Here is a 19,568-nt window from a genome sequence, read left to right as displayed (position 1 = left end):
GCTCGACGGCGCGCCGTCGGCCGGCGACGTGATCCCCGCGGTCGTCTGGTGCGCCGGCATCGCGGTGGTCGGCTACCTGTGGGCGCGGTCCACGTGCAGAAGCCGCATGCAGCGTTCGCACCGCAGCCAGCAGTTGGAAGCGGGCGTCGCGTCACGGCCGTGCTCGTCGACGTCGGTGAACCCGTCCGCGGATCCGGTGTTGCCGCAGACGCAGAGCATCTCCTGGAAGCTCCCCGACAGCGCGTACTCCTCGCCTGCGGGCCGCTCGACGACTTCGTCGTCGATGCGCTGCCGCCACAGTTCGAACACCTCGTGCCGCTCGTCGCCGAGCGGGTAGGGCGAAGCGAAATACCAGGCGACCGCCTCGAAGTCGTTCACCGGAGCCGTGTCCGGCATCCCCTCGGGCCTGTCGCTCTTCAGCGGGTCGGCCATTACCGACCAGCGAGGCCGGATGGCAGTGGCCAGATCCCGGACCGCTTTCGCCGGGTCGAGGTACGCCCGGACCACCGTGCAGAGGCCGCCGTGGTCGACGTAGATGTGCTCCAACTGCCACACCTCGCCGTCGCCGGCGGCCGCAGGTGTGAGGGCCTGGCTCGGCGCAAACTGGATGAGGCTGGTCATGTCGATCCCTTCGTGGAAACGGAAGCGCCCGGCCTGTCTGGTGACAGGCCGGGCACGGGATGGTTGGGTCAGCGACGCGGGTACGCCGCGTTGATCTCCTCGGCGACGCGCACCAGCGCCGTAATGGCGGCCTGGGGGCCGGCGGTGTCCGGGTGGCTGATCAGGTCGCGCCAGCCCAGCGGCACCGTGCTGATCCGGCCGCCGCCGTCGACGTCGGCACCGAACACCGTCTTGCCGCCGGACACCTTGATCGCGAACACCTCCGTCAGCCCGTGAAGCTGGAACGCGCGCCGGGCGAGCGGCGAAGGGCTTTCGTTGAGGTCCTGCACCAGCACGGCGATCGCGTCCGACGCCGGCGACCAGTCGTCGCCCAGGAAGGCGTGCTCCGGGTGCATCAGCCACTCCTCCAAGGCGTCGGCGTCGACGCTGACGTGTGGCATCTGCCCAAGTTCGCCGAGGCTGTTGGCGAGCCGGGCGACGACGCTCAGCGCTTCGACGGCAGCCTCCACACCGGGCAGCTCCTCACCGAAGGCGAACTCTGAGGACATCTGCGACGAGCTGGCCAGCCGCAGCCGTCCGACCCGGACGACGACCAGGCCGCCGCCCTCGCCCAGGTCCGGGGTGGGGTACATCTCGACCTCAGCGGCCGGGTGGACGAACCAGGCGGCGGGGCACGGGAAGTTCTGCAGGGCCTCGATGAGCTTGTGCGTCCAGTTCTCGATCTTGTCGCGGTCGGACTTGTACTTCTTCCGGATGCCCAGGTGCTGCGCCCGGGTCATCGTCTTGCCATTCACGGTAACCGGCTCGGTCAGCCAGAGCAGGGCGGCGTCGGTGTTGAACGTGACGATCGGCTGAGCGTCGTCCATGGTGTCCCTCCTGGGGTGCAGGTGCGGGGTTAGTAGCCACTCGGCCACTCGGGGCCCGCCGTCCCGGCCGGAACGCGGCCGGGACGGTGAGCGCCGGGCAGTCGGGGTCAGCCCTCGCTGGGCTCGTCGGCGTCGAGGTCGCCGTCAACCACGGCCGCGTCGTTGTTCTCGCCCTCGGCGACGTGGCGCAGGTGCGCCAGGAAGGCGGCCCGGGTGCCGTTGTCGGCGTCCAGCACGAAGCTGTAGGCGAGGTCGGTCAGCGACTCGTACGTCCAGCCCTGCTCGTGCGAGAGCCGCTGGGCGGGACCGGCGACGTCGACCGGCTCGGCGGGGGCGACCTTGTCCATCTGCTCGATGAGTTTGCGGCCGGTCGACCGCAGGTCCTCGGGCTCGCCGACGACGAGCACCTCGCCGAGCTTCGCGCCGTACTCGTTGTCGTCGAGGGTGTCCATTCCGTAGTCCGTGCCCGGCGGCAGGATCTCCGGGGTGCCGGCGTAGGCGACCGAGAGGTTGTAGCGCATACTGCTTCTCCTTCATGGAGGGCTGGATGTCGGGCGTCTGCCCGGCACCACACGGCAACCGGCCCGCCCCCAGGTGCGAAGAGGGCGGGCCGGTCACTGGGCGGCGCCGATCAGGTAGTCAGTTCTTGCGGGTGTCGGCCGCACGTCCTGTCGCGGCGGTCGTGATCGAGCGGCCGACCGCAAAGCAGCCCGTCGGCGCACTCGTGAACGCAGCGCCGGTCGCCGCTGGTGACGAGCAGGTCATCGGCGATGACGACGCTCGGCCCGTCCGGGAGCGAGGCGAGCGTCAGACCGTGCGCGGCGAGGATGTCCGGATACTCGGCCACGAGCTGGTTGGGTGCGAGCGCCATACGGTTCTGCACGACGTCGGTGAACACCCGGCGGTCGTTGCAGAACGTCGCCACCGCCGCCTGCCAGGCCGCGGCGAAGTCGGTCACGCTCTCGTCGAGCAGGAACGTCCACCGGTCGAAGGTCGGCTCGTTGTAGGCGTCGAGGCTGGAGAACTCCACGAATCCGTACCGGTACGTCGTGCGGCCCTTCCCGCCCAGCCGGGATGCGAGAGCGCGGAGCTTGCGGCGCAGGGCGATGATCTGCCCCATCGGGTTCCCTTTCAGGTCGTTTCTGTGGCCGGCGTTCATGGCCACATTGATGGACCGGCCCGCCTTTCGACGGGCGAAGGGCGGGCCGGTAGCGGGCTGGTGTCGGTCAGCAGTAGAGGTCAGCCGGGACGTGCTCCGGCCGGGCGGTCACGTCGACCCACTTGCCGTCGCGCCACACCTGCCACCAGGCGTGCTCGGCGGGCGGGCGGCTGCGGTGCAAGGTTTCGGCGGCCCATTCGAGGTTCAGCCGCTCGGCGGGCATACCCCAAGTGGCCTCGTCCTGCGCGTACGGGTCGCCGGCCGGCTCGCCGTCACCGCCGGGCATGAAGCCGAGCATCCGCAGCAGCGCGCCGTCGCGCTTCTCGACCGCCTTGATTCGCTTGCCGGTCTCGAACTCGGTGACCAGGTCGTTGAGCAGGTCCTCGATGTTGACCTGCCCCCCGCGCTCGCTGCGGCACAGGGTGGCGTACTCCTCCAACGCGCGGGTCGAGACGTGCAGCGGGCTTGTGTGCTCGAACTTGCACCAGAAGTTGGTCGGCCCGCCGTAACCCTCGTTCTCGATCGTGCCGACGATCCGCGCCCGGTCCTTCAGGTTGGCGGTGAAGGCGACCCCGTCGTGGGCCATGTGCTGGCTGAGCGAGGTGACCTTGAACCGGTCGTCGGGCGTCCGCAGCCCGGTGTGCGGGTGGCGGACCAAGGTGATCGTGTCGGTCATGGTCTTCCTTCCGTGGGGGTGAAGTGCCGCCGGGCGGACGCCCGGCACCACTCGGCAAGCGGCCCGCCCCCCGGTGGCGCAAGGGGGCGGGCCGGTCACTGGGTGGCGCCGGTCAGCCGACGTCCAGCCCCTCCCGCTTGGCGACCAGCCGGAGCACCTTCTCGGCGACGGCTCGCTGCGGATCGGTGATGCCGACCTGGCCGAGCCGGTTGATCCGGGTGGTGAGCCACTGGTTGGCGAGCACGGCCAGGGCGTGCTCGATCTCTTCGGGCGTGAGCTGATCGGCGATGCCGCCACGGTGGGCGCTCGTCCACACGTCGCGGAGGTCAACCCGGACGGTGATCTCCGGGTTGTTCGGCCAGTCGGCCAGCGGCATCACGCCCTGGGTGTCGACGCTGACCACGAGGCGGCCCTCGTCGTCGGCGAAGGTAGCGGTTTGCAGACCGGCCACCTCCACGGCCGGCTCCTCGTAGCCGAACGTGACGGGCTGGAAGACGGCGTTGCGGTTGGCGTGCTCGCCGATCGCGGCGGTGTGCGCCCGCTGCATGTCGGCGTACTCGCCCCGGTCGTTATCCGGGCCGGGGTAGTTGATCGGGCCGCGCCTGGTGTCGGTGTCGAGCAAGGGTCTCTCCTGTTCGTCAGGGGCCGGCTTGGTGCCGGGACCACTCGGCACCCGCCCGGGCCAGCCGCGCCGCAGCACGGCGGGCCCGGTGAGTACCGGGCAGCCCCGTCAGTACGTGAGCACCACCGCGCTTTCCCTCCGGTCGTGCTCCACCGCCTCGACCGGCAGGTAGCCGAGCCGCTTGTATTCGCCGTCGTAGTCGCCGAACAGCACCCGCACGTTCCCGTGCTGCTGACGCAGCTCCATCAGCGCGCTGATGAGCCCGTCGAGCCACCCCACGGACGGCGCACCGGCGGCGGGAAGCTGCGGCGGTTCGTTCAGGTCGAGCACCGTGGCCTTGTCCGCCCCGGCGCATTCGGCGATCGTGTCCGGGTCCGGCGCCCACCGGCACGGCACGAGCGCCACGCCCAGGTCGGCGAGCGCCGCCCGCACCCTCCAGTCGGCTAGCTGGGGCGCGACGTCGCCCAGGGCGACGGTGGCAACGATGGTGGTGACGTGCATGGGTGCCTCCTCGGCTCGGTTGGTCGGCTCTAGTGCCGGGACCACTCGGCACCCGCCCGGGCCGCATGCAGTAGCGCAGCGGCCCGGTGAGCGCCGGGCAGCACCCGGAGTCAGGTCACAGCTACATCCAGCTGAGAGTGGCGTTGACGGCGGCGTCCACCGCCCGGCCGGTGAAGCCGTGCTCGGGCACGTCCCGAACGGTCAGGCTGACCGTCTCCACCGCCTCGCTGCTGCCGCCACGGACCAGTGCGATCAGCGCGTCACCGGGGCAGAGGTCGCTCGGTGCCTCGGAGTCCGACAGGTTCGGTGCCCGGTACTCCACGGCGTCCGCGATCTGCTGGGCAACCCGCAGGTCCGCAGCACCCTCGTAGACGAACGCCCGGAACTTCACGGTCGTCTCCACCTCGACCACCCGCACCGGGTGGCCGTCGTACATCAGGCCCGTCGGCTCCAGCGTTGCGGTCCCGGCCTGGTTCTCCACGCTTGACTCGTTCACAGTCGCTCCTCATCAGGGATGCATTGCCCGGTCGACCGTCGACTGGGCAGTGGCTCGGGTACGCCGGCACCACTCGGCACCCGCCGGACCCGCTGCTGCGGGGCCGGTGGGTGGCCGGGCAGTGCCGGATTAGGCGGTGTCGCGCCGGGCGGTCAGGCGACGGCGGCGGCGAGGGCGGCGAAGCCGCACTGCGTACCCGACCGGCCATCGAGGGCCGGTGGGCGGTGGGCGGTTCGGTATCAGATCGGCTCGCCGTCGTTGTCGACTTCGGGGCACTCGGCGTTGTGCTTCTCCCAGGCGTCCAGGTCGCCCATGCGGGCGTTGAACATGCAGGTCGTGCCCTGGCACGCGATGTACTGAGGGTCGGTGGGGTAGTCGTTCTCACCGGAGTTGTTCACCTCGACCGTCAGCGGGTACTTCACCGCGTTGTCGTGGTCGCGGTCGCCGCTGTCGATGTGGACGAAGAGGTCGCTGGTGCGGCCCCGGATGCTGAGGTCGACGCCCTGGACGGTGACGACGACGTGCTCCGTCCGGTCGTCCGAGCCCTCCTCGTCGCTGACCGGGTACGCCCGCAGTTGGAGGGCGGCGAGCAGCTCGTCGACGGCGTCGAGCGCCCGGCCTGCCAGGGGCGGCTGACTAGGGTGCTTCCGCCACTCGGCGCGGCGAGTCTGGTAGGTGCCGAGCAGGTCCTTGATCTGGACGGTCATGCGTGCTCCTGGTGTCGTGGCTGGGCGCGGTTGCCCGGTGCCTCGCGGCACCGTCCGGCGCGGTGGTCCGGACGGTGCGGTCAGGCACCGCAGTCAGATGCCGGCGGCGAGGTCGAAGAGGGCGGTACGAGCGCCGGCCTCGCCGATCTGGGTGAGCAGGAACGCCGCCTGGCCGTGGACGCCGTGGTTGTTGGCCTCGGCGGCGACGGCTCCGGCCATTTCGTAGAGGGCGTCCTCGGCGTCGTCGTCGTCCAGTCCGTCGAGCGCGCCGTCGGTGTGCTGGTGGGAGCGGCCCTTGATCGCGACGTCGTGGAGCAGGTCGCCGACGGTCAGCCAGTCGAGGCGCAGGGACTCGATCAGGTCGACCAGCCCGTCGACGCCTAGGTTCGGCACGGGTCGCAGCGCGTCGGCGATGGTCAGGCGCAGCGCCCCGCCAGCGGGGAAGGCGCGGGGGAACAGCTCCGGGGCGGTGCGGTAGACGTCGCGGAGCCGGGCGGAGATCACGTCGGTGCGGTGGAGTTGGTCGCTGTGCTCGTCGGTGGCGGCCCAGATGTCGGCCCGGACGGTGTCGTAGAGGGTGAAGAGCTGGACGCTGACCTCGCCGTGGGTGGGGACGTTCGGCGAGGCGTAGAAGACGAGCGATCCGGCGTTGGTGAAGCAGGCTCGGATGCGCTGGGCGGCGTCCTGTGCGTGCAGGCGGGCGATGTGCAGGCGGTTGCGGGTGGTGGAGACCTTCATGGTGTGCGCCTCCTCGGCGTTTGGGGGTTGGGGGAGTGGCGCCGGCCGGGTGTCGATGCCCGGCCGGCGATGGGTGGCTCAGGCGTCCTGGCGGGTGCGGAGCCGCCAGAGGGCGATCTCGGCGAAGGTGCGGCGGCCGGGGACCGTGACGTACGGGTTGCTGTCGTCGAGGACGACCGTGCGGATCTCGTCGGTCGTACGGCCGCGGCCGTCGACCATGCGGCCGGTGACGACGGGGAAGCGGTCGATCGTGTCGAGGACGCCGATGCGCAGCTGGTAGGTCTGGCCGTCGGTGGCGGCGGTGACCTCGATGACGTCGCCGACCTTGGCGTCGATCTTGTGGGTGGCGGTGAACAGCACTGGGTGGCTCCTGGGGTGCGTGGCCTGCTCAAGACAGGCAGGGCGGGTAAGACTTACTTGCGGGTGGGTGTGAAAGGGCCGCATCACGCGCGGCCGGAAGCCCGGTGCCGCCGCCGTCCCAGCGGCAGCACCGGACCGGGGACCGTCAGGCGAGCATCGCCAGCAGCCCGTCCAACTCCGTTTCGAGCTGCGCCTCCAGCTCGGCCAGCTCAGCGCTCAACTCCGCCTCGAAGGAGTCGAAGAAGTCACCCAGCTCCCCGAGCCCGTCCAGCTCACCAAGCCCATCGACCGGGGCGGCGGCCACCGGCACAGCGTCGGCCAGGGCCTCCTGGTCGTCCTCGTTGCGGACGGCCGCCGCGTGTAGCGCCGCCTCGATCTGGTCGAGCCGGGCCAGCGCGGCGGTCAGCTCGTCGGCCTGCTCGAACGGCCGCGCCGCCATCTCCTGCGAGTCGGCGATCTCCGACCGCAGCCGCGCCACCGTGGCCCGCAGCGGCTCGGCCGCCGTCTCGGCCTGGATCAGCAGCTTGCCCAGCTCCTGCGCATACCGGGCTGGCTTCCAGAACCGGTATGCCCGCAGCTCGATGTTCCCGCCGCCGCCGTCGACCAGCAGCATCGGGTGACGCTCGGGCGTCTTACCGGTCTGGGTCCACGCGCTGACCGACACCCGCACGCCGGCGAACATCCCGCTGGAGGCCGAGAACTTCGAGTAGTCCTCGGCCAGCGCCGCCAGCCGCGCACCATCACCGTCTCCCATCGGCCCGGCCGCAGCGGCGATCGCGTCCCACGCCTCGGCCTCGCGCTCCTTCCGGCCAGCGCGCTCCTGCATCAGCGGGATGTCCCGCTTCATCCGGTCGACCGTCGACCGGTGGTTGCGCTGCAACCCGCGCAGCTTCTTGATCCGGGCGTCGATCTCCGCCTTCTCCAACAGCAGCGGCTGCCCGGTCGCGGACGCCTTGACCGCCGCGAACGACATGACGCTGTCGGAGGTGACGTCCTCCACCGTCCGGTCGAGCTGGCCCGAGGTGACCTGGCTGATGAACCCGATCTTGCGGGTGAGCATCTGCCACATGTAGGCGTCGAAGGTCCGCTCGGTGACGTACCGGCGGATCCCCACGACGCTGTGCCGGTTGCCCGGCCGCAGCCCGCGACCGTCACGCTGCTCGACGTCGGCCGGCCGGTACGGCGCGTCGATGTGGTGCATCGCCACGACCCGGTCCTGAATGTTCGTGCCGACGCCCAGCTTGTCGGTCGACCCGAGCACCACCGACACCTTGCCCGACCGGCAGTCGGCGAACAGCGCTGCCTTGGCCGCATCGCTGTCCGCGTCGTGGATGAACCGGATCCGCCCACGATCCATACCGGCGGCGACGAGCATGTCCCGCAGCCGGCCGTAGGTCTGCGATCCTCGGTCCTTGTTCGGCGTGCCCAGGTCGAGGAACCCGATCTGCAAGTCCTCCGGCCAGGCGCGCCAGAACTTCACCATCTCGGCGGCCACCGCGTCGAGCTTGCCGGGCTCCGGATCCCACAGCCCGACCAGCACCGGGTCGGTGGCCATCCGGCGCCCGTCGCCGCACACCGCCAGCATGTTGTCGTCGCCCTCTTCGACGTTGCGGCCCCGGCTCCGGCATGCCTTGGCCCGCTCGACCAGCTCCGCGGTGTACTCCTTCTGCGCCTGCGTCGGCTGCACCACGATGGTCTGCACGTCGGCCGCCGGGCGCTTCAACCCGAGCTGCTCGGCGGTGCGAATGTCGGCGACCTGCGACACCAGCATCCGCAGCTCAGGGGCGTTGAAGAACAGCGCGGGCCGCGTCCGCAGCTCGAACTGGCCGCCGTCCACAGTGACGTCGACCGAGGTCACGAACTGCACGAACGCCGCCGCCCACGCGTCGGCAGACCCGAGCCCGATATCCCGCAGGTGCTCCGGCATCAGGTAGTGCAGCACCACGTACAGCTCCAACATCGTGTTGCTGACCGGGGTGCCGGTGAACAGCGACGCGTACCGGCCCGACCCGCGCCGGCTCAACCACTGGAGCTTCATGTCCAGGTCCGTCGCCCGCTTGCTCGGCCGCACCGAGAACCCGTCGGTGCGCACCGGCACCGCCAGGTTCTTGTAGTAGTGCGCCTCGTCGACCAGGACGTAGTCGACGCCGAGCTGTTCGAACGTCACGCCCTTGTCCCGGCCGCGCTCCGAGTGCTGTAGCTCCAAGATCCGCTCTTCCAGCGCGTCTTTGCGCTTGGCCGCGTTCTTGACCATCCGCCCTTCCAGCTCACCGTTCGGGCACGCCTCGGCGATCGACTGTTGCAGGTCGGCGAGCTGCTCCCGCAGGTACGCCTCCTCGGTCTGCGCGGCGACCGGCAGACCAGCCGGACCGAAAGCCGAGTGCGTCATCACCACGATGTCCCAGTCCCCGGTCGCGCACCGGGCGGCGAACGCCCGCCGGTTCTCGGCGATCGTCTTGGCCGACGCGGACAGGATCCGGGCGGCCGGAAAGAGCTGCCGGAACTCCCGGGTGATCTGCTCGATCAGGTGGTTCGGGACGACGACCATCGGCTTGCGGGCCAGCCCGGTCTGCCGCAGCTTCATCGCGGTCATCGCCATGCTGGCCGTCTTGCCTGCACCGACGGGGTGGCCGCACAGCGCCGCCGGGGTCGCCATGGCCCGCGCCACGTACTCCAACTGGTGGGCGTAGGGCTTGAACCACGGCGCGAGGCCGTCGACCGTGATGTGAGAGCCGGAGAACTTCCTGGGCGCGAGGCTGTTGTACAGCTCGTTGTAGAGCATCACCAGCCGGTCCGTGCGGTCTGGGTCTTCCCACACCCACTCGGCGAACCGCTCCCGGATCCGCTGCTGCTTCTCTGAGGCGAGCAGCGATGCGTCCGGGTCCTTGCGGCGCACGTCGCGGCCGCCGATCGTCACCTCCCGGTAGACGATCGGCGTCTTACCGTTGAGCGCGTCGGCGATCAGCTTGTACGCGTTGGCGTCCGGGGTGCCCCAGTCGGCCGTGGCCGCCACCGTGTCGGTGCCGTGGCTCTCGACCTCCCACGAGTTCGTGGACTTGATCCGGCTCACCTTGGCCGGGTAGCCCAGCAACTCCTGGGCGAACTGCGCTACGTCGTCGGGCCCGATCCACGGCGCGCCCAGGTTCGCGGTGATATCACCCGGGCCCAGCCACTTCGGCAGCACCCGCTCCAACGCGGCCACGTTCGGCATGAACGCCGGGTCGACCTTGGCTGCCTTGATGGCCTCCCGGTGCTTCTCCCGCACGTTGCCCGACAGGTACTCCTCGGCCGTCTGGTACTGGCGCGTCGCCGGGTCGCAGAGCACCTTGTCGCCGAGTTCCGCCAGCAGCGTCGCCTTGCCCATGCCCCCGAGCAGCTCGGCGATGTAGTCCAGGTCGACCTGGCCGCCGCGCCGGTCGAGGCACCACGCCAGGGCCTGCTCCGGATCGTCGGTGCGCGTCGGCCGGACCGGCGGCAGGTTCTGCCGACTGGTCAGGATCGGCGCGGGCTTCGCCGAGTCCGTGTCCTGGGCGTACACCTCCAACGCGAACACCAGTTGCGCGTCCGGGTCCGACCGGAACCCGCCCATCCTCGGGTTGCGGCGCACCAGCGTCGGGTTCCCGTCCTCGTCCGGCTTCCCGCTGACGAAGTTCCCGCGGTTGAGCGCCCCGAAGCGCCGCACGTACCGCAGGTACGCCTCCCGGCACTTCCGCCGGACCGGCTCGATCGTTGCGTCGGGCAACGAGTGGTCCGCTTCCAGCGCGACCAGCTCCACGGCCAGGTCGCGCAGCCCGATCAGCGCCTCCAACTCCTTGCCGGGGCGGGACACGGGCTTGGTCCTGCCGCCCTCGACCCGGTACACCCGCCCGCCGATCAGGTGGTAGGAGCCCTCGTGCCAGCCCTCCGGAGTGGTCAGGCCGTCCACGTCGCCGAGCGCGGTGACGTCCTCCGGACCGACCCACACCAGGTTGCGCTTGCGGGCCTGCTCGGCGAGGTCGGCGCCGACCGTGGCGATGCCCTGCGCCGTCGGCAGGTCACCCGGGCGGGGCGTCACGGCCACGGTCAGCCCGAACTGCGAGGTGCGACCCTCGCCCATCTCGCCGAGCACTGCGGTGGGCTCTTCCTCCCACCATTTGTTGACGTAGCCGACGCGGGGCACGTACACCGTGTCGCGGAAAGGCTGGCCGTAGGTGCGCGTTCCGTCCTTGCGGCGCAGGATCACCACGTCGGCCACAATGTCGGTGCCTCCGGCGAGCCCGCCGTTGGGCAGCCGGATCGCGCCGACGAAGTCCGCCAGCGCAGCGATTTCGTCGCGGTGCTCGCCACCCGAGGCGTCCATGGTGTATCGGGAGGTCAGCAGAACCGCGATTCCGCCCGGCGCGAGCGACGACACCGTCCGCCAGATGAAGTAGTTGTGCAGGGCCGAGCGGACCCCGGACGGCGCGTTGGCGTCGAACACTCGCACGTCGGCGTACGGCACGTTCCCGATCGCCGCCGCGTACCCGGGGACCAGCCGCGTGTCCTGAAGCTTCCCGGCCAGGATCTCCGCGTCTGGGTTGAGCGCGGCGCAGATGGCCGCTGCGGTCGGGTCCCGCTCGACGCCTGTCATCTGGGCGTGCTCCGGGGCGGTACGCATGAACACGCCGCCGCCGCAGCCGGGTTCGAGCACTTTGCCGCCGGTGAAGCCCAGGTCGCGCAGGATGCCCCACATCGACGTGGCCACCTCGGTCGGCGTGTAGAAGGCGTTGTAGGTGCCTCGGGAGCCCAGCTCGACATCCTCGGCTGGTAGCAGCGTCCGCACTTCCTCGGCGATGTCCGCCCAGGTCTGATCCTTGGGGGCGAACATCGGCGCGAGCGGACCCCATCCTGACCAGCCGGCCAGGATCTCCCGTTCGTCGTGACGGGCGGCGGTACGCGCCTCCCGACGCATCGTGGCCAGCACGCGCAACGCCTCTACCGACGCGCGGGCCCGGCCGATCGCACCCAGACGGGGCGCAGCTCCACTCATCGAATAACCTTTCAAGTAAGACTTACTGGCTCAGGGCGCAGTGAGGCCCCGGCCCATGCACCGATCTGGCACACTCCCGGACGCCCGCCCACCCCGCCGGGTCGGGCGCCCGAGGCAGTGTCAGAGCCGTGAACAACCGTCAACCGCGACCGGCTCACGCCCCAGCAGCCGCGCAACGGCCGCGCGCTTGGCCGCGAGCGACGCAGCGCCCGCAGCAACGCCACCCACGTCCCGCGCCAGAGCTTCCGCGCGGAACCTCCGCTGCTGACCGGTGAGCGCGTCGCAGGCCGCCAGGAACCGCTCAACCGATGGCAGAGCCGGCGCGGTCTGCCGACACAGCACCCACCACGCGCTCTGCTCCTGCGAGTCGAGCCGCCGGACAATCCGATCGCGGGGCGTCGTGCAGCCGTCCGGGTAGAGCCAGCGAGCAATCCGCACGGCGGTCACCAGGTCGACGTGCAGCACCTCGCCGAGCATCCGCAGGTTGACCGCGAACGGGTACGCCCCGATGCCGTGCCGGTGGCGGTACCGATTCGACACGACGAACGCTGAGTGCTGCGCCCCCTCATTGAGGATGTACATACGGCCGTCCATGCGGACCACGACGGCCGGAACGGGCGGGAAGGGCATGGGAACTCCCGATGTCGTTGGGACGCATGCCAGGTCTGGCACACTCCCGGCGTGCCCATGCCGCGCACGGCTGTGGGCACCCGAGGCAGTGTCAGAGCGGACCGTCGTGGAAACCCGGTCAGGCGTAGACCAGGCGGTCGATGAAGCGTGAGTGCCGGTCGCCCGCGCTCTCTCCGTCGCGCCATCCCGCACCCGTTGACCGCACGCCCCGTCCTGCGCCGACCGGACCGGCGGGCATGTCCGTTCGCGGCGGGATGCCCGGCACACGCCGACCCACCCGGTACTCACCGCGGCTGCCGTCGTGAAAGCGGACGAACACCCACGCCACGCCGTTCATCAGGCCGGTCGACTTCCGGATCACCCGTCGCTCGCCGACCAGCGACCCGGCCCGAAGCTGCTCCGCGTACATGCGTCTCCCTTCCGGTGCCGCTCTGGCACACTCCCGGCCTGCCCGGTCCCGCCCACCGAAGAGGGCGATGCCGGGCAGCCGAGGCAGTGTCAGGACTGCCTGTTCATGAGCTGCTTGATCTCGGCGTAGGACAGGTGGTCGCCCCGGTCCTCGGGGTCGGCGTACCGGCACGTCGGGGCGTGCGGGTTGGCGATGTGCTCACGGCAGAGCCGGCACAGGTCGCGCCGGTTGTACGGGCCGCGCCGCCCGGCGAGCCTGGCCACCCGATCGGTCAGGGCAGCCCACGCCCGGAACGGCCAGTCGGGCACCAGCGCGGCACGCCGGTCGGCCGCGATGCTGGCCAGGAAGTCGGGCACCGACGGTTCCCGGCCGGGCTGGCCAGCGCGCAGCACCAGCCACCGGAACTCCTCCTGCGCCGTCAGCACCAGGAGCACCCGGCGGTCGGAGTGCGGCACCAACGTTCCGGCCGGTGCGACCTGCGAGGCGAGCCGCTCCGCCGTGGTCAGGTCGCAGCGGAGCTGCTGCGCCAGCGCCAGGAGCACGATGTCGTAGGGGCTGCCCACGCCACGGAATTCGAGCGGGTCCATGTAGCGGCTGCTGGCGAGGCTGGCGAGGCGTTGCACGGGGCCGGTCAGTACGTAGGGCTGCCCCCAGAGGTTGAACACGATCGAGGGCTGCGGGAAGTAGAGGGGCTGCGCGTTGCGCATGGGTCCTCCTGGTGGGGGTCGGGCAGTGTGCGCGGGCCGGCACACTCCCGGCGTGCCCGTCCGGCGTGGCCGGAGCCGGACGGGCACCCGAGGCAGTGTCAGCACAGTTCAAGTAAGTCTTACTGGCTTCGGGCAGGGATCAGCCAGCAAGCGCGAAGTCCTCGGCACGGGCACCGACGCCCTTGATGCCGGTCGCGATACGCTCGACCCGCTCCAACGTGGTCGCCGCGTCCACGATCGGGGACAGCCACACAGTGACGGTGAACTTGTCGCTCTTGCGGTGGTGGAAGACCTTCACCCGCATCTGCTTGTCCTCGTCGTCGATCAGCTTGTTGACCGGCACCGTCACCTGGTTGTGCAGCTTCGACCGGACCTCCTTGATCGTCGGCCGAGCCGACCCCTCGATCTCGAAGGTGAAGGTGGCGTCCGCCGTGGCGACGGCTTCCAGCAGCGCGTCCGACGGCTGCTCCTGCTCCTGCTCCGGCGCGGCCTGCTGCTCCGTCACCGGCTCGGCCACCGGCTGCGCGGCCGGCTGCTCCGCCACTCGGGCGGCCCGGATCCGGCACGCCCGACCCGGCATGGCCTCGTGCGGCACGCCGACCTTGCCGTTGCCGCAGCCGCAGTCGTCGCCAGCCGCCACCGGCTGCGCCACCGGCGCGGACTCCGCCCGAGCCTCGGCCACTTCCAGCCGCCGCACCAGCTCGTCCCACGCCTTCCCGAAGTTGACCACGGCCAGCTCCCGCAGCTCCGCCACCGACATGCGCACCACCTCGGTCCGACGGACCGGCTTCGCCCGGTACGGCTCCAACTCCTGCGTGAACTCACGCAGCTCCGCCGCCAGCTCCGCCGTCGACACGACCGGCTCCGCCTCCACGGCCAGGGTCGGCTCCGGCGCGATGATCTCGGGCAGCTCCACCGCCACCACCTCCGCCACCGGCTCCGGCTTCACACCGGCGCAGGGCAGGCAGATCGCCATGGGCAGGTTCGTCTCCTCGTTGCGGAGCACCTTCGACGTGCGCAGCGCCAGATCATCCGCGCCGCAGCCCTTACCGCACTTCACTCCACCCTGGTTGGTGAGCACCCACAGCAGCCCGCTCTCGGCGTGGTTGTACGCCCGCATCCGGCGAACCTGCTCCGCCTGGCTCACCTTCGGAGCCGCGACCTGCCCGGTAGCCGGGTCAACGTCGTCGATCTCGACCTCGACAGTCCATCCACCAGCACGCAGCGCCACGGCCGCACGGTTGATCCGGGCACGGTCCGCCTTCCCGCCACGGGAGCCCCAGACGTACCAGAACTTGCCCGCCATGTAGAACCGCCACTTCTGGCCGTCCTTGCCCATGACCTTGTTGACGCCGTCGCCCTTCTGCGTACCGAGAAGCCGGGTGCCTTCCTCCACCGCGTGAACGATCCGCAGCGTCGGCTTCGCCACCTCCGGCAGCGGCACGGCCACCGGAGCCGGCTCCGCCTGGGCCTGGACCGGCTCCGCCTTCGGACCGATGTGCCCGACCATGATCCGGTCCGCGAGCGGCGCCCGCTGCGGCTGCGCCACCGGAGCCGACGTGGACGGCTGAACCGCCGCCACCGGCTGCTCCGCCACCTTCGGCGCGGACTTGGCGATGCTGGCCGCGATGGTGTCGCGCAGCCACCCGAAGGTGCGTCCCTGCGGCAGCACCGGCCCCGGGAAGTCCCGGACACCCTGCTCCGCCAGTGCCAGAGCGCCGCTCAGGTCGCTCTTGCCGAGCTGTGCGATCTGGATGCCGAGCTGGATAGCGGCCTTGTTCTGAGCCATGATGTGTCTCCTGTTTGTGCTGACTGCCCGTCGTGAAATCAGTCGGCGCACACTGGGTACGCCGACTGAAACCGCTACGGACCGGGACACGGACCGGCGCGGAACATGCCGCGCCGGTCCGTACCCAAGTCAGAGGCCCCACTGATGGCGGGGCGGCAAGCACTACGCGTGTCAGGTCGCTACGTCTGCTCACGCGCTTCGAACTCTGGAGGCTTTCGGCGGCGTCCACGGATCGAGCCGTGGGATTTTCCGTATGTGGGACGCCATTGGGGAGGTTGGCCTCCCCGCCGTTGTGGCGTGAGACAGCGTGTCTGTCTCAGTACGGGCATAACGCGGCCATGGGTCAAGCCATGGCAGGCCGGCTCCGCTGTAAAGCGGCCAATGGTGGCCCTTCCTTCCCCGATTAGGGAGTCAGACGCTTTCCCGTACGCTCCGGTTTACCCCTAAGACACCCAATCCTGAATCAAGCCAGGCCGGGACTATTACCCGCATTGTCAAATGGGACACCGTTCAGCCGTGCCCGTCCGGCACGGCAACGCACACCCGCTTCCCCTCCATGACAGAGGATCATCGCGCAAACATGTAATACCGGTTACTCACCTCACTGCATGCCCCGATTGCCGTGCTTACCAGCGCGCCCACTTCAACGCGGGCTATCGGTTCATATTCGTCTCATCACCGGTTTCCGGATAACGGCCCCTTAGTCCACGGGAGACATGTCAGCGAGGGGCTTCCCCGCCGCGCCTGAATCTGGCGCTATCCCGGATGTCGACACCTACGGCAACGGCTCACGCTAAACGCGCGGCCACTCTCGGCGCACCTCGGTTCGGATCCGAGGTCCCCTTGTCAAGCCAGACTATTGCGATCCGCTGGCGAACGGGGTTGGACGTCACGCTATGGAATTCTCAACTGACACGTCACCCCTTGCGGGGCCGGCACGTAGCCCGTGCCAAACCCGGATCACAGCCCGGACGCAGGCAACGTGGGTAGTGATCCGAAGATCGCCCGATCGCGCCATACTCGCCCGTCCGTTTCACCGGACGCCCTAGCCAGCGGTGCCGACGGCCCGAAGGCCCACGGCCGGGTGGAATGGCAGAGCCCGCATAACGCGGGACGCATCCGCAATTCCGGCCCGTTGTTGCTAGCCGTTGTGCTGGGAAGAACCTTGGCATTTCTGCCTGCCGTTTGTCAAGTTAGTCTTACTTGGCTCGGTTCGCATTCTGGCCGGGACAATGCCCGGACTCGCAGAATGGTTACCCGCGCCGCTGTAAGCGCTTGGCTCACCGGCGAGGATCACGCTAATGCGTGCTCCCCGATTCGTCAAGTCAGTCTTACCCGCTGCGTAGCCGCTGCGTTTCCGCCTGCCCTGCCGAACTGACAACAGCTAACGGCATGCGTCCCCCCGTTGTCAAGTCAGACTTACCCGAGCCGGATACCTCCTATCCGCGCGCGCGTTATTCCTATTACCTCGCGCAAAGCCGACCCAAAATCTTTTCTGCGCCGCGCGGCGCAGCTCTGCGCGCGACGCGCGACGCAGGGCAGGGGGGGCACCGCGCCCCACCGGCGGGCCGCTCCGCCGGTACGTTCAGCGGTCCCGGTTCTGTACGGGTCTGGGGATTTTTTGGATCACCGCTCGGTCGCACATTCCGGCGTCAGTTGCGGTGCGTACGATCGGAGGATGAGCGAGCCTGGCTTTGAGCTGACCGCCTTGGACGGCGACGAAGGCGAGGTGGCCGTCGAGAAGCGTTGCGCGTGGTGTGGGGTCGTGGGCACCGTGCTGACGTGGCGGCTGATGGCCTACGCGGTGTCCTCGCCGCTGGAGCAATCGACTTGGTTCCCGACGATGCCGGTGCGCGAGGCGAAAGTGAGCTGCCGCTCCTGCGAGAACACCTCTTATGGCCTGCTCGTCTTTGGTTATCGCGACGACCGCGGCCGGTTGAACGGGCACTTCGTCGTCCTGCCGCTCGACCGGACGGCGATCTGGTGACCGGCGACAGCCTTGACTCGGCCGCATCCGTTGCCGGTGAAAGACTGGCGCTGCTGAGGGACCTCGCGGAGACGGCCCGCGAGGAGGTCCGCGACTACTGGGTTCGGTACGCGGAGGACCGCGAGGCGCTGGTGCTCGTCGGCCCTCGGCTGTGGCAGAACCTCGCGGCGACGGTCGCACGGCAGGGTGAGCCGTTGTGGCACCTCGACCGAGTGGCCAGCCAGGTGGTCGGGCAGTTGGTCGGGCTGGACCGGATGACTCGCATCGTCCGCGCCGAGATCGGGTTGGACGAGTGGCGGGTTGTACTGCTGACCGACCGCCGCGGTTCGGTGCCGTCTTCCTAAGTTGCTGCTACTTCCTCCTAAGTCAGCGCATGTCGTAGTCGACGCGCACGATCCGGTCGTTGAGCAGCCCATAGTTGTCCGGCTTGTGATCGCCCGGGTCCGGTTCAAGGGCGGGCAGCGGCTCATCGCCGACGTAGGTGTCGCGGCAGGTCACCGGCAACGGCTCGCACCGCGGATACACCTGCACCAAGCCAGCGAGCCACGACCGCAGCACTGGTGCGACCTTGCCCGCCCACGGCTCGTATGGGGACCACTGGGCTTCGGCCTGATTGGCGAGGACGCCGTGGGCGAACCCGGCGAGCCGGCCGCGCATTCCGCCCTCAGCGTGGCCCCGCCAAGATGGGACTTTGATGGCGTGCCGACGGGTGAGGATGACGGTGCGCGTGATTCCTCGCCTGATCACGTACGCGTGCCTGTCACTGGCTTCGCATCGCTGCGGAGTCGCCGCCACCTCTCCTGGATGTGCTCAGGTTCGGGCACCTTGCCGTCGTGCCAGACGCGGGTGGCATCGTCCCAGCCGAGGGTGACCCGGTGGAACGGGACGCCCTCATCGCAGAGCCACGGCTGGAGAATCGAACCGCAGTCCGGTACTTCGACTCGGCGAACACCCTCGACATCGACCAGGACCCGGTAGGGGTGCGGGCCGTTGCCGCCGTCCCAGGTGATGACGACCTCGGCGCCGTCGGGTAGCTCGCGGATCTGCTGGACGGTGAGCGGGTCGCCGAGGTGGTTGGCGCGGCCGGTGCTGCCGGGGGTGGCGCAACCGTGGTGGGAGTCCCAGGGCATCAGGAGCCTGCCTCGTGCTCGGGGGTGCGCCAGTACCAGATCAGCGAGGTTCCTTCGGGCTGCTTGTGCAGGTCGACCTTGGTCGCCGGGCGGCCGAGGTGGAGCTCGTCCTCCATCCGGCCGGCGCAGGGGGCGACCATGCGAACGAGGCCGTCCGGGGTTTCCCCGTGCCCAACGATGGTGTGCAGGACGGGGTCTCCCCACGTCGGGTAGTGCCAGCCGGGTCGGCGTTCCTGCCACCTGATGAGTAGGTGCGGGGTGCTGGTCAGCGCCCGGGTGATGGTCAGCGCGTCAACGAAGGAGTCGGGCTCCTGCTCGATCTGCCGCACGTGGCCCTTGCCGGCCCACTGGTACGCCTCCGCTAGGGGAGTGTCGACGGCGGTGGGGATCGGGGCACCGCGGCGGGCGGTGTAGATGTCGAGCAGGATGCCGGGCGACTCGAATCGGCCGCCGCACGGGTAGCCGTCGGGCTGAGGCATGCGGCACTCGGCGAAGAACTCGCGCGGCGACCGGGTATAGCGCCCGCACCGGCCGCACTGCTGGGACGGTGCGTCGTCACGCAGGTGCGCGGGCCACGTCGACTGGTCGGCGCTCCACTGGCCGGTCATCGCGGCTCCTCCGAAGGCTCGGCCGGTGCCCAGCGGCATTCGTACGGGGTGCATCCCTGGTGTCCGTCGATGCGGCAGCCGTGAATGCCCCATGGCTGCTCACCGCCGACACGCCTCGCCGTCATGGTGGCCCAGTCGACCTGGTAGTGCTCGGTGTCGGCCTCGGTGTGCGCGCGTTCGTAGTCCGCCTCTCCGAGGTACCAGAGGGGGCAGCCACGGCCGTCGTTCCGGAAGCGAATCCCCACGTTTCGTTCGTGAGTGAACGACCAACCGATGGCGTGCGGCGCGCCGGCGTCGTCGATGCGGTCGGCGAGGAAGCGCAGCCGGCGGGCGAGGCGCTGGCGGAGAGTCAAGGGTGCTCCTGGCGGGCGGGGCGGACGGTGTAGAGGTCGTTGCTGACGATGGGCGGCCGACCCGAGCGGCTGATCACCCGGGCGAGCGGTACGCCGTACGGTGTGACGACCTCATAGGTGCGGGTAGGGTCGATGCGGTCGGCAAGGGAACGCAGCCGGCGGGCGAGGCGCTGGCGGAGGATCACCTGTTCTCCTGGTGTG

At 69.9% G+C, this 19,568-nt stretch carries 23 protein-coding genes; 2 read left to right on the top strand and 21 right to left on the bottom strand.

Annotated elements, in window-relative coordinates; all coding sequences use genetic code 11:
• Positions 1-72 precede the first annotated feature (72 nt).
• The 16 genes from ABD52_RS40230 to ABD52_RS17955 form a co-directional block, all read right to left on the bottom strand.
• On the bottom strand, positions 73-621 hold the full coding sequence (locus tag ABD52_RS40230; protein ID WP_047892596.1) for a hypothetical protein: 549 nt from the start codon (positions 619-621) through the stop codon (positions 73-75).
• A 68-nt stretch (positions 622-689) separates the two neighbouring features.
• Positions 690-1,487 (bottom strand): hypothetical protein, encoded by a 798-nt coding sequence (locus ABD52_RS18025; RefSeq protein ID WP_047892595.1) that lies wholly within the window; start codon positions 1,485-1,487, stop codon positions 690-692.
• Positions 1,488-1,594: 107 nt separating this feature from the next.
• The gene (locus tag ABD52_RS18020) at positions 1,595-2,008 is read right to left on the bottom strand and encodes a hypothetical protein (RefSeq protein ID WP_047892594.1); all 414 of its coding nucleotides are present in this window, start codon (positions 2,006-2,008) and stop codon (positions 1,595-1,597) included.
• A 110-nt stretch (positions 2,009-2,118) separates the two neighbouring features.
• Entirely contained in the window at positions 2,119-2,607 is a 489-nt protein-coding gene (locus tag ABD52_RS18015) for a hypothetical protein (protein WP_047892593.1), read from the bottom strand.
• Between the two features lie 106 nt (positions 2,608-2,713).
• Positions 2,714-3,322, bottom strand: a complete 609-nt coding sequence (locus ABD52_RS18010) for a hypothetical protein (protein WP_047892592.1) — start codon at positions 3,320-3,322, stop codon at positions 2,714-2,716.
• 112 nt (positions 3,323-3,434) lie between these two features.
• On the bottom strand, positions 3,435-3,944 hold the full coding sequence (locus tag ABD52_RS18005) for a hypothetical protein (RefSeq protein ID WP_047892591.1): 510 nt from the start codon (positions 3,942-3,944) through the stop codon (positions 3,435-3,437).
• A gap of 108 nt (positions 3,945-4,052) precedes the next feature.
• Positions 4,053-4,445: a hypothetical protein gene (locus ABD52_RS18000; protein ID WP_047892590.1), complete on the bottom strand. Its 393-nt coding sequence runs from the start codon at positions 4,443-4,445 to the stop codon at positions 4,053-4,055.
• A gap of 121 nt (positions 4,446-4,566) precedes the next feature.
• Positions 4,567-4,941 carry a hypothetical protein gene (locus ABD52_RS17995; protein WP_152748271.1) on the bottom strand — a complete coding sequence of 125 codons (375 nt, stop codon included), beginning with the start codon at positions 4,939-4,941 and terminating at the stop codon, positions 4,567-4,569.
• Positions 4,942-5,180: 239 nt separating this feature from the next.
• Positions 5,181-5,648 carry a hypothetical protein gene (locus ABD52_RS17990; protein WP_047892588.1) on the bottom strand — a complete coding sequence of 156 codons (468 nt, stop codon included), beginning with the start codon at positions 5,646-5,648 and terminating at the stop codon, positions 5,181-5,183.
• A 93-nt stretch (positions 5,649-5,741) separates the two neighbouring features.
• The gene (locus ABD52_RS17985) at positions 5,742-6,386 is read right to left on the bottom strand and encodes a hypothetical protein (RefSeq protein ID WP_047892587.1); all 645 of its coding nucleotides are present in this window, start codon (positions 6,384-6,386) and stop codon (positions 5,742-5,744) included.
• A gap of 78 nt (positions 6,387-6,464) precedes the next feature.
• Complete coding sequence (locus tag ABD52_RS17980; protein WP_047892586.1) at positions 6,465-6,746, bottom strand: hypothetical protein; 282 nt, start codon at positions 6,744-6,746, stop codon at positions 6,465-6,467.
• Positions 6,747-6,891: 145 nt separating this feature from the next.
• Positions 6,892-11,754 carry a DEAD/DEAH box helicase family protein gene (locus ABD52_RS17975; RefSeq protein WP_152748270.1) on the bottom strand — a complete coding sequence of 1,621 codons (4,863 nt, stop codon included), beginning with the start codon at positions 11,752-11,754 and terminating at the stop codon, positions 6,892-6,894.
• A gap of 120 nt (positions 11,755-11,874) precedes the next feature.
• The gene (locus tag ABD52_RS17970) at positions 11,875-12,384 is read right to left on the bottom strand and encodes a hypothetical protein (protein WP_047892585.1); all 510 of its coding nucleotides are present in this window, start codon (positions 12,382-12,384) and stop codon (positions 11,875-11,877) included.
• Between the two features lie 118 nt (positions 12,385-12,502).
• Positions 12,503-12,793, bottom strand: coding sequence for a hypothetical protein (locus ABD52_RS17965; RefSeq protein ID WP_047892584.1), 291 nt, complete (start codon positions 12,791-12,793; stop codon positions 12,503-12,505).
• 89 nt (positions 12,794-12,882) lie between these two features.
• Positions 12,883-13,500, bottom strand: a complete 618-nt coding sequence (locus ABD52_RS17960) for a hypothetical protein (protein ID WP_047892583.1) — start codon at positions 13,498-13,500, stop codon at positions 12,883-12,885.
• A gap of 139 nt (positions 13,501-13,639) precedes the next feature.
• Positions 13,640-15,289, bottom strand: coding sequence for a hypothetical protein (locus tag ABD52_RS17955; protein ID WP_047892582.1), 1,650 nt, complete (start codon positions 15,287-15,289; stop codon positions 13,640-13,642).
• Positions 15,290-16,967: 1,678 nt separating this feature from the next.
• Here ABD52_RS17955 and ABD52_RS17950 point away from each other — a divergent pair.
• A complete protein-coding gene (locus ABD52_RS17950) occupies positions 16,968-17,276 on the top strand; it encodes a hypothetical protein (protein ID WP_047892581.1) in 309 nt (102 codons plus the stop codon).
• Positions 17,273-17,620: a hypothetical protein gene (locus tag ABD52_RS17945; RefSeq protein WP_047892580.1), complete on the top strand. Its 348-nt coding sequence runs from the start codon at positions 17,273-17,275 to the stop codon at positions 17,618-17,620. The genes ABD52_RS17950 and ABD52_RS17945 overlap by 4 nt, the downstream gene beginning before the upstream one ends.
• A gap of 22 nt (positions 17,621-17,642) precedes the next feature.
• Here the strand turns inward: ABD52_RS17945 and ABD52_RS17940 are convergent, their stop codons facing one another.
• The 5 genes from ABD52_RS17940 to ABD52_RS17920 all read right to left on the bottom strand — a co-directional run bounded on the left by ABD52_RS17940 (position 17,643) and on the right by ABD52_RS17920 (position 19,552).
• Complete coding sequence (locus tag ABD52_RS17940; RefSeq protein ID WP_047892579.1) at positions 17,643-17,933, bottom strand: hypothetical protein; 291 nt, start codon at positions 17,931-17,933, stop codon at positions 17,643-17,645.
• Positions 17,934-18,019: 86 nt separating this feature from the next.
• Positions 18,020-18,406, bottom strand: a complete 387-nt coding sequence (locus ABD52_RS17935) for a hypothetical protein (RefSeq protein ID WP_047892578.1) — start codon at positions 18,404-18,406, stop codon at positions 18,020-18,022.
• A complete protein-coding gene (locus ABD52_RS17930) occupies positions 18,406-19,014 on the bottom strand; it encodes a hypothetical protein (RefSeq protein WP_047892577.1) in 609 nt (202 codons plus the stop codon). The genes ABD52_RS17935 and ABD52_RS17930 overlap by 1 nt, the downstream gene beginning before the upstream one ends.
• A complete protein-coding gene (locus ABD52_RS17925) occupies positions 19,011-19,367 on the bottom strand; it encodes a hypothetical protein (RefSeq protein ID WP_047892576.1) in 357 nt (118 codons plus the stop codon). The genes ABD52_RS17930 and ABD52_RS17925 overlap by 4 nt, the downstream gene beginning before the upstream one ends.
• On the bottom strand, positions 19,364-19,552 hold the full coding sequence (locus tag ABD52_RS17920; protein ID WP_047892575.1) for a hypothetical protein: 189 nt from the start codon (positions 19,550-19,552) through the stop codon (positions 19,364-19,366). The genes ABD52_RS17925 and ABD52_RS17920 overlap by 4 nt, the downstream gene beginning before the upstream one ends.
• Positions 19,553-19,568 lie beyond the last annotated feature (16 nt).

The organism is Micromonospora sp. RV43 (assembly GCF_001029515.1).
Taxonomy (GTDB): domain Bacteria; phylum Actinomycetota; class Actinomycetes; order Mycobacteriales; family Micromonosporaceae; genus Micromonospora; species Micromonospora aurantiaca.
Note: the sequence above shows the minus strand (reverse complement) of the source record. Positions and strands in the feature narration are given on the sequence as shown.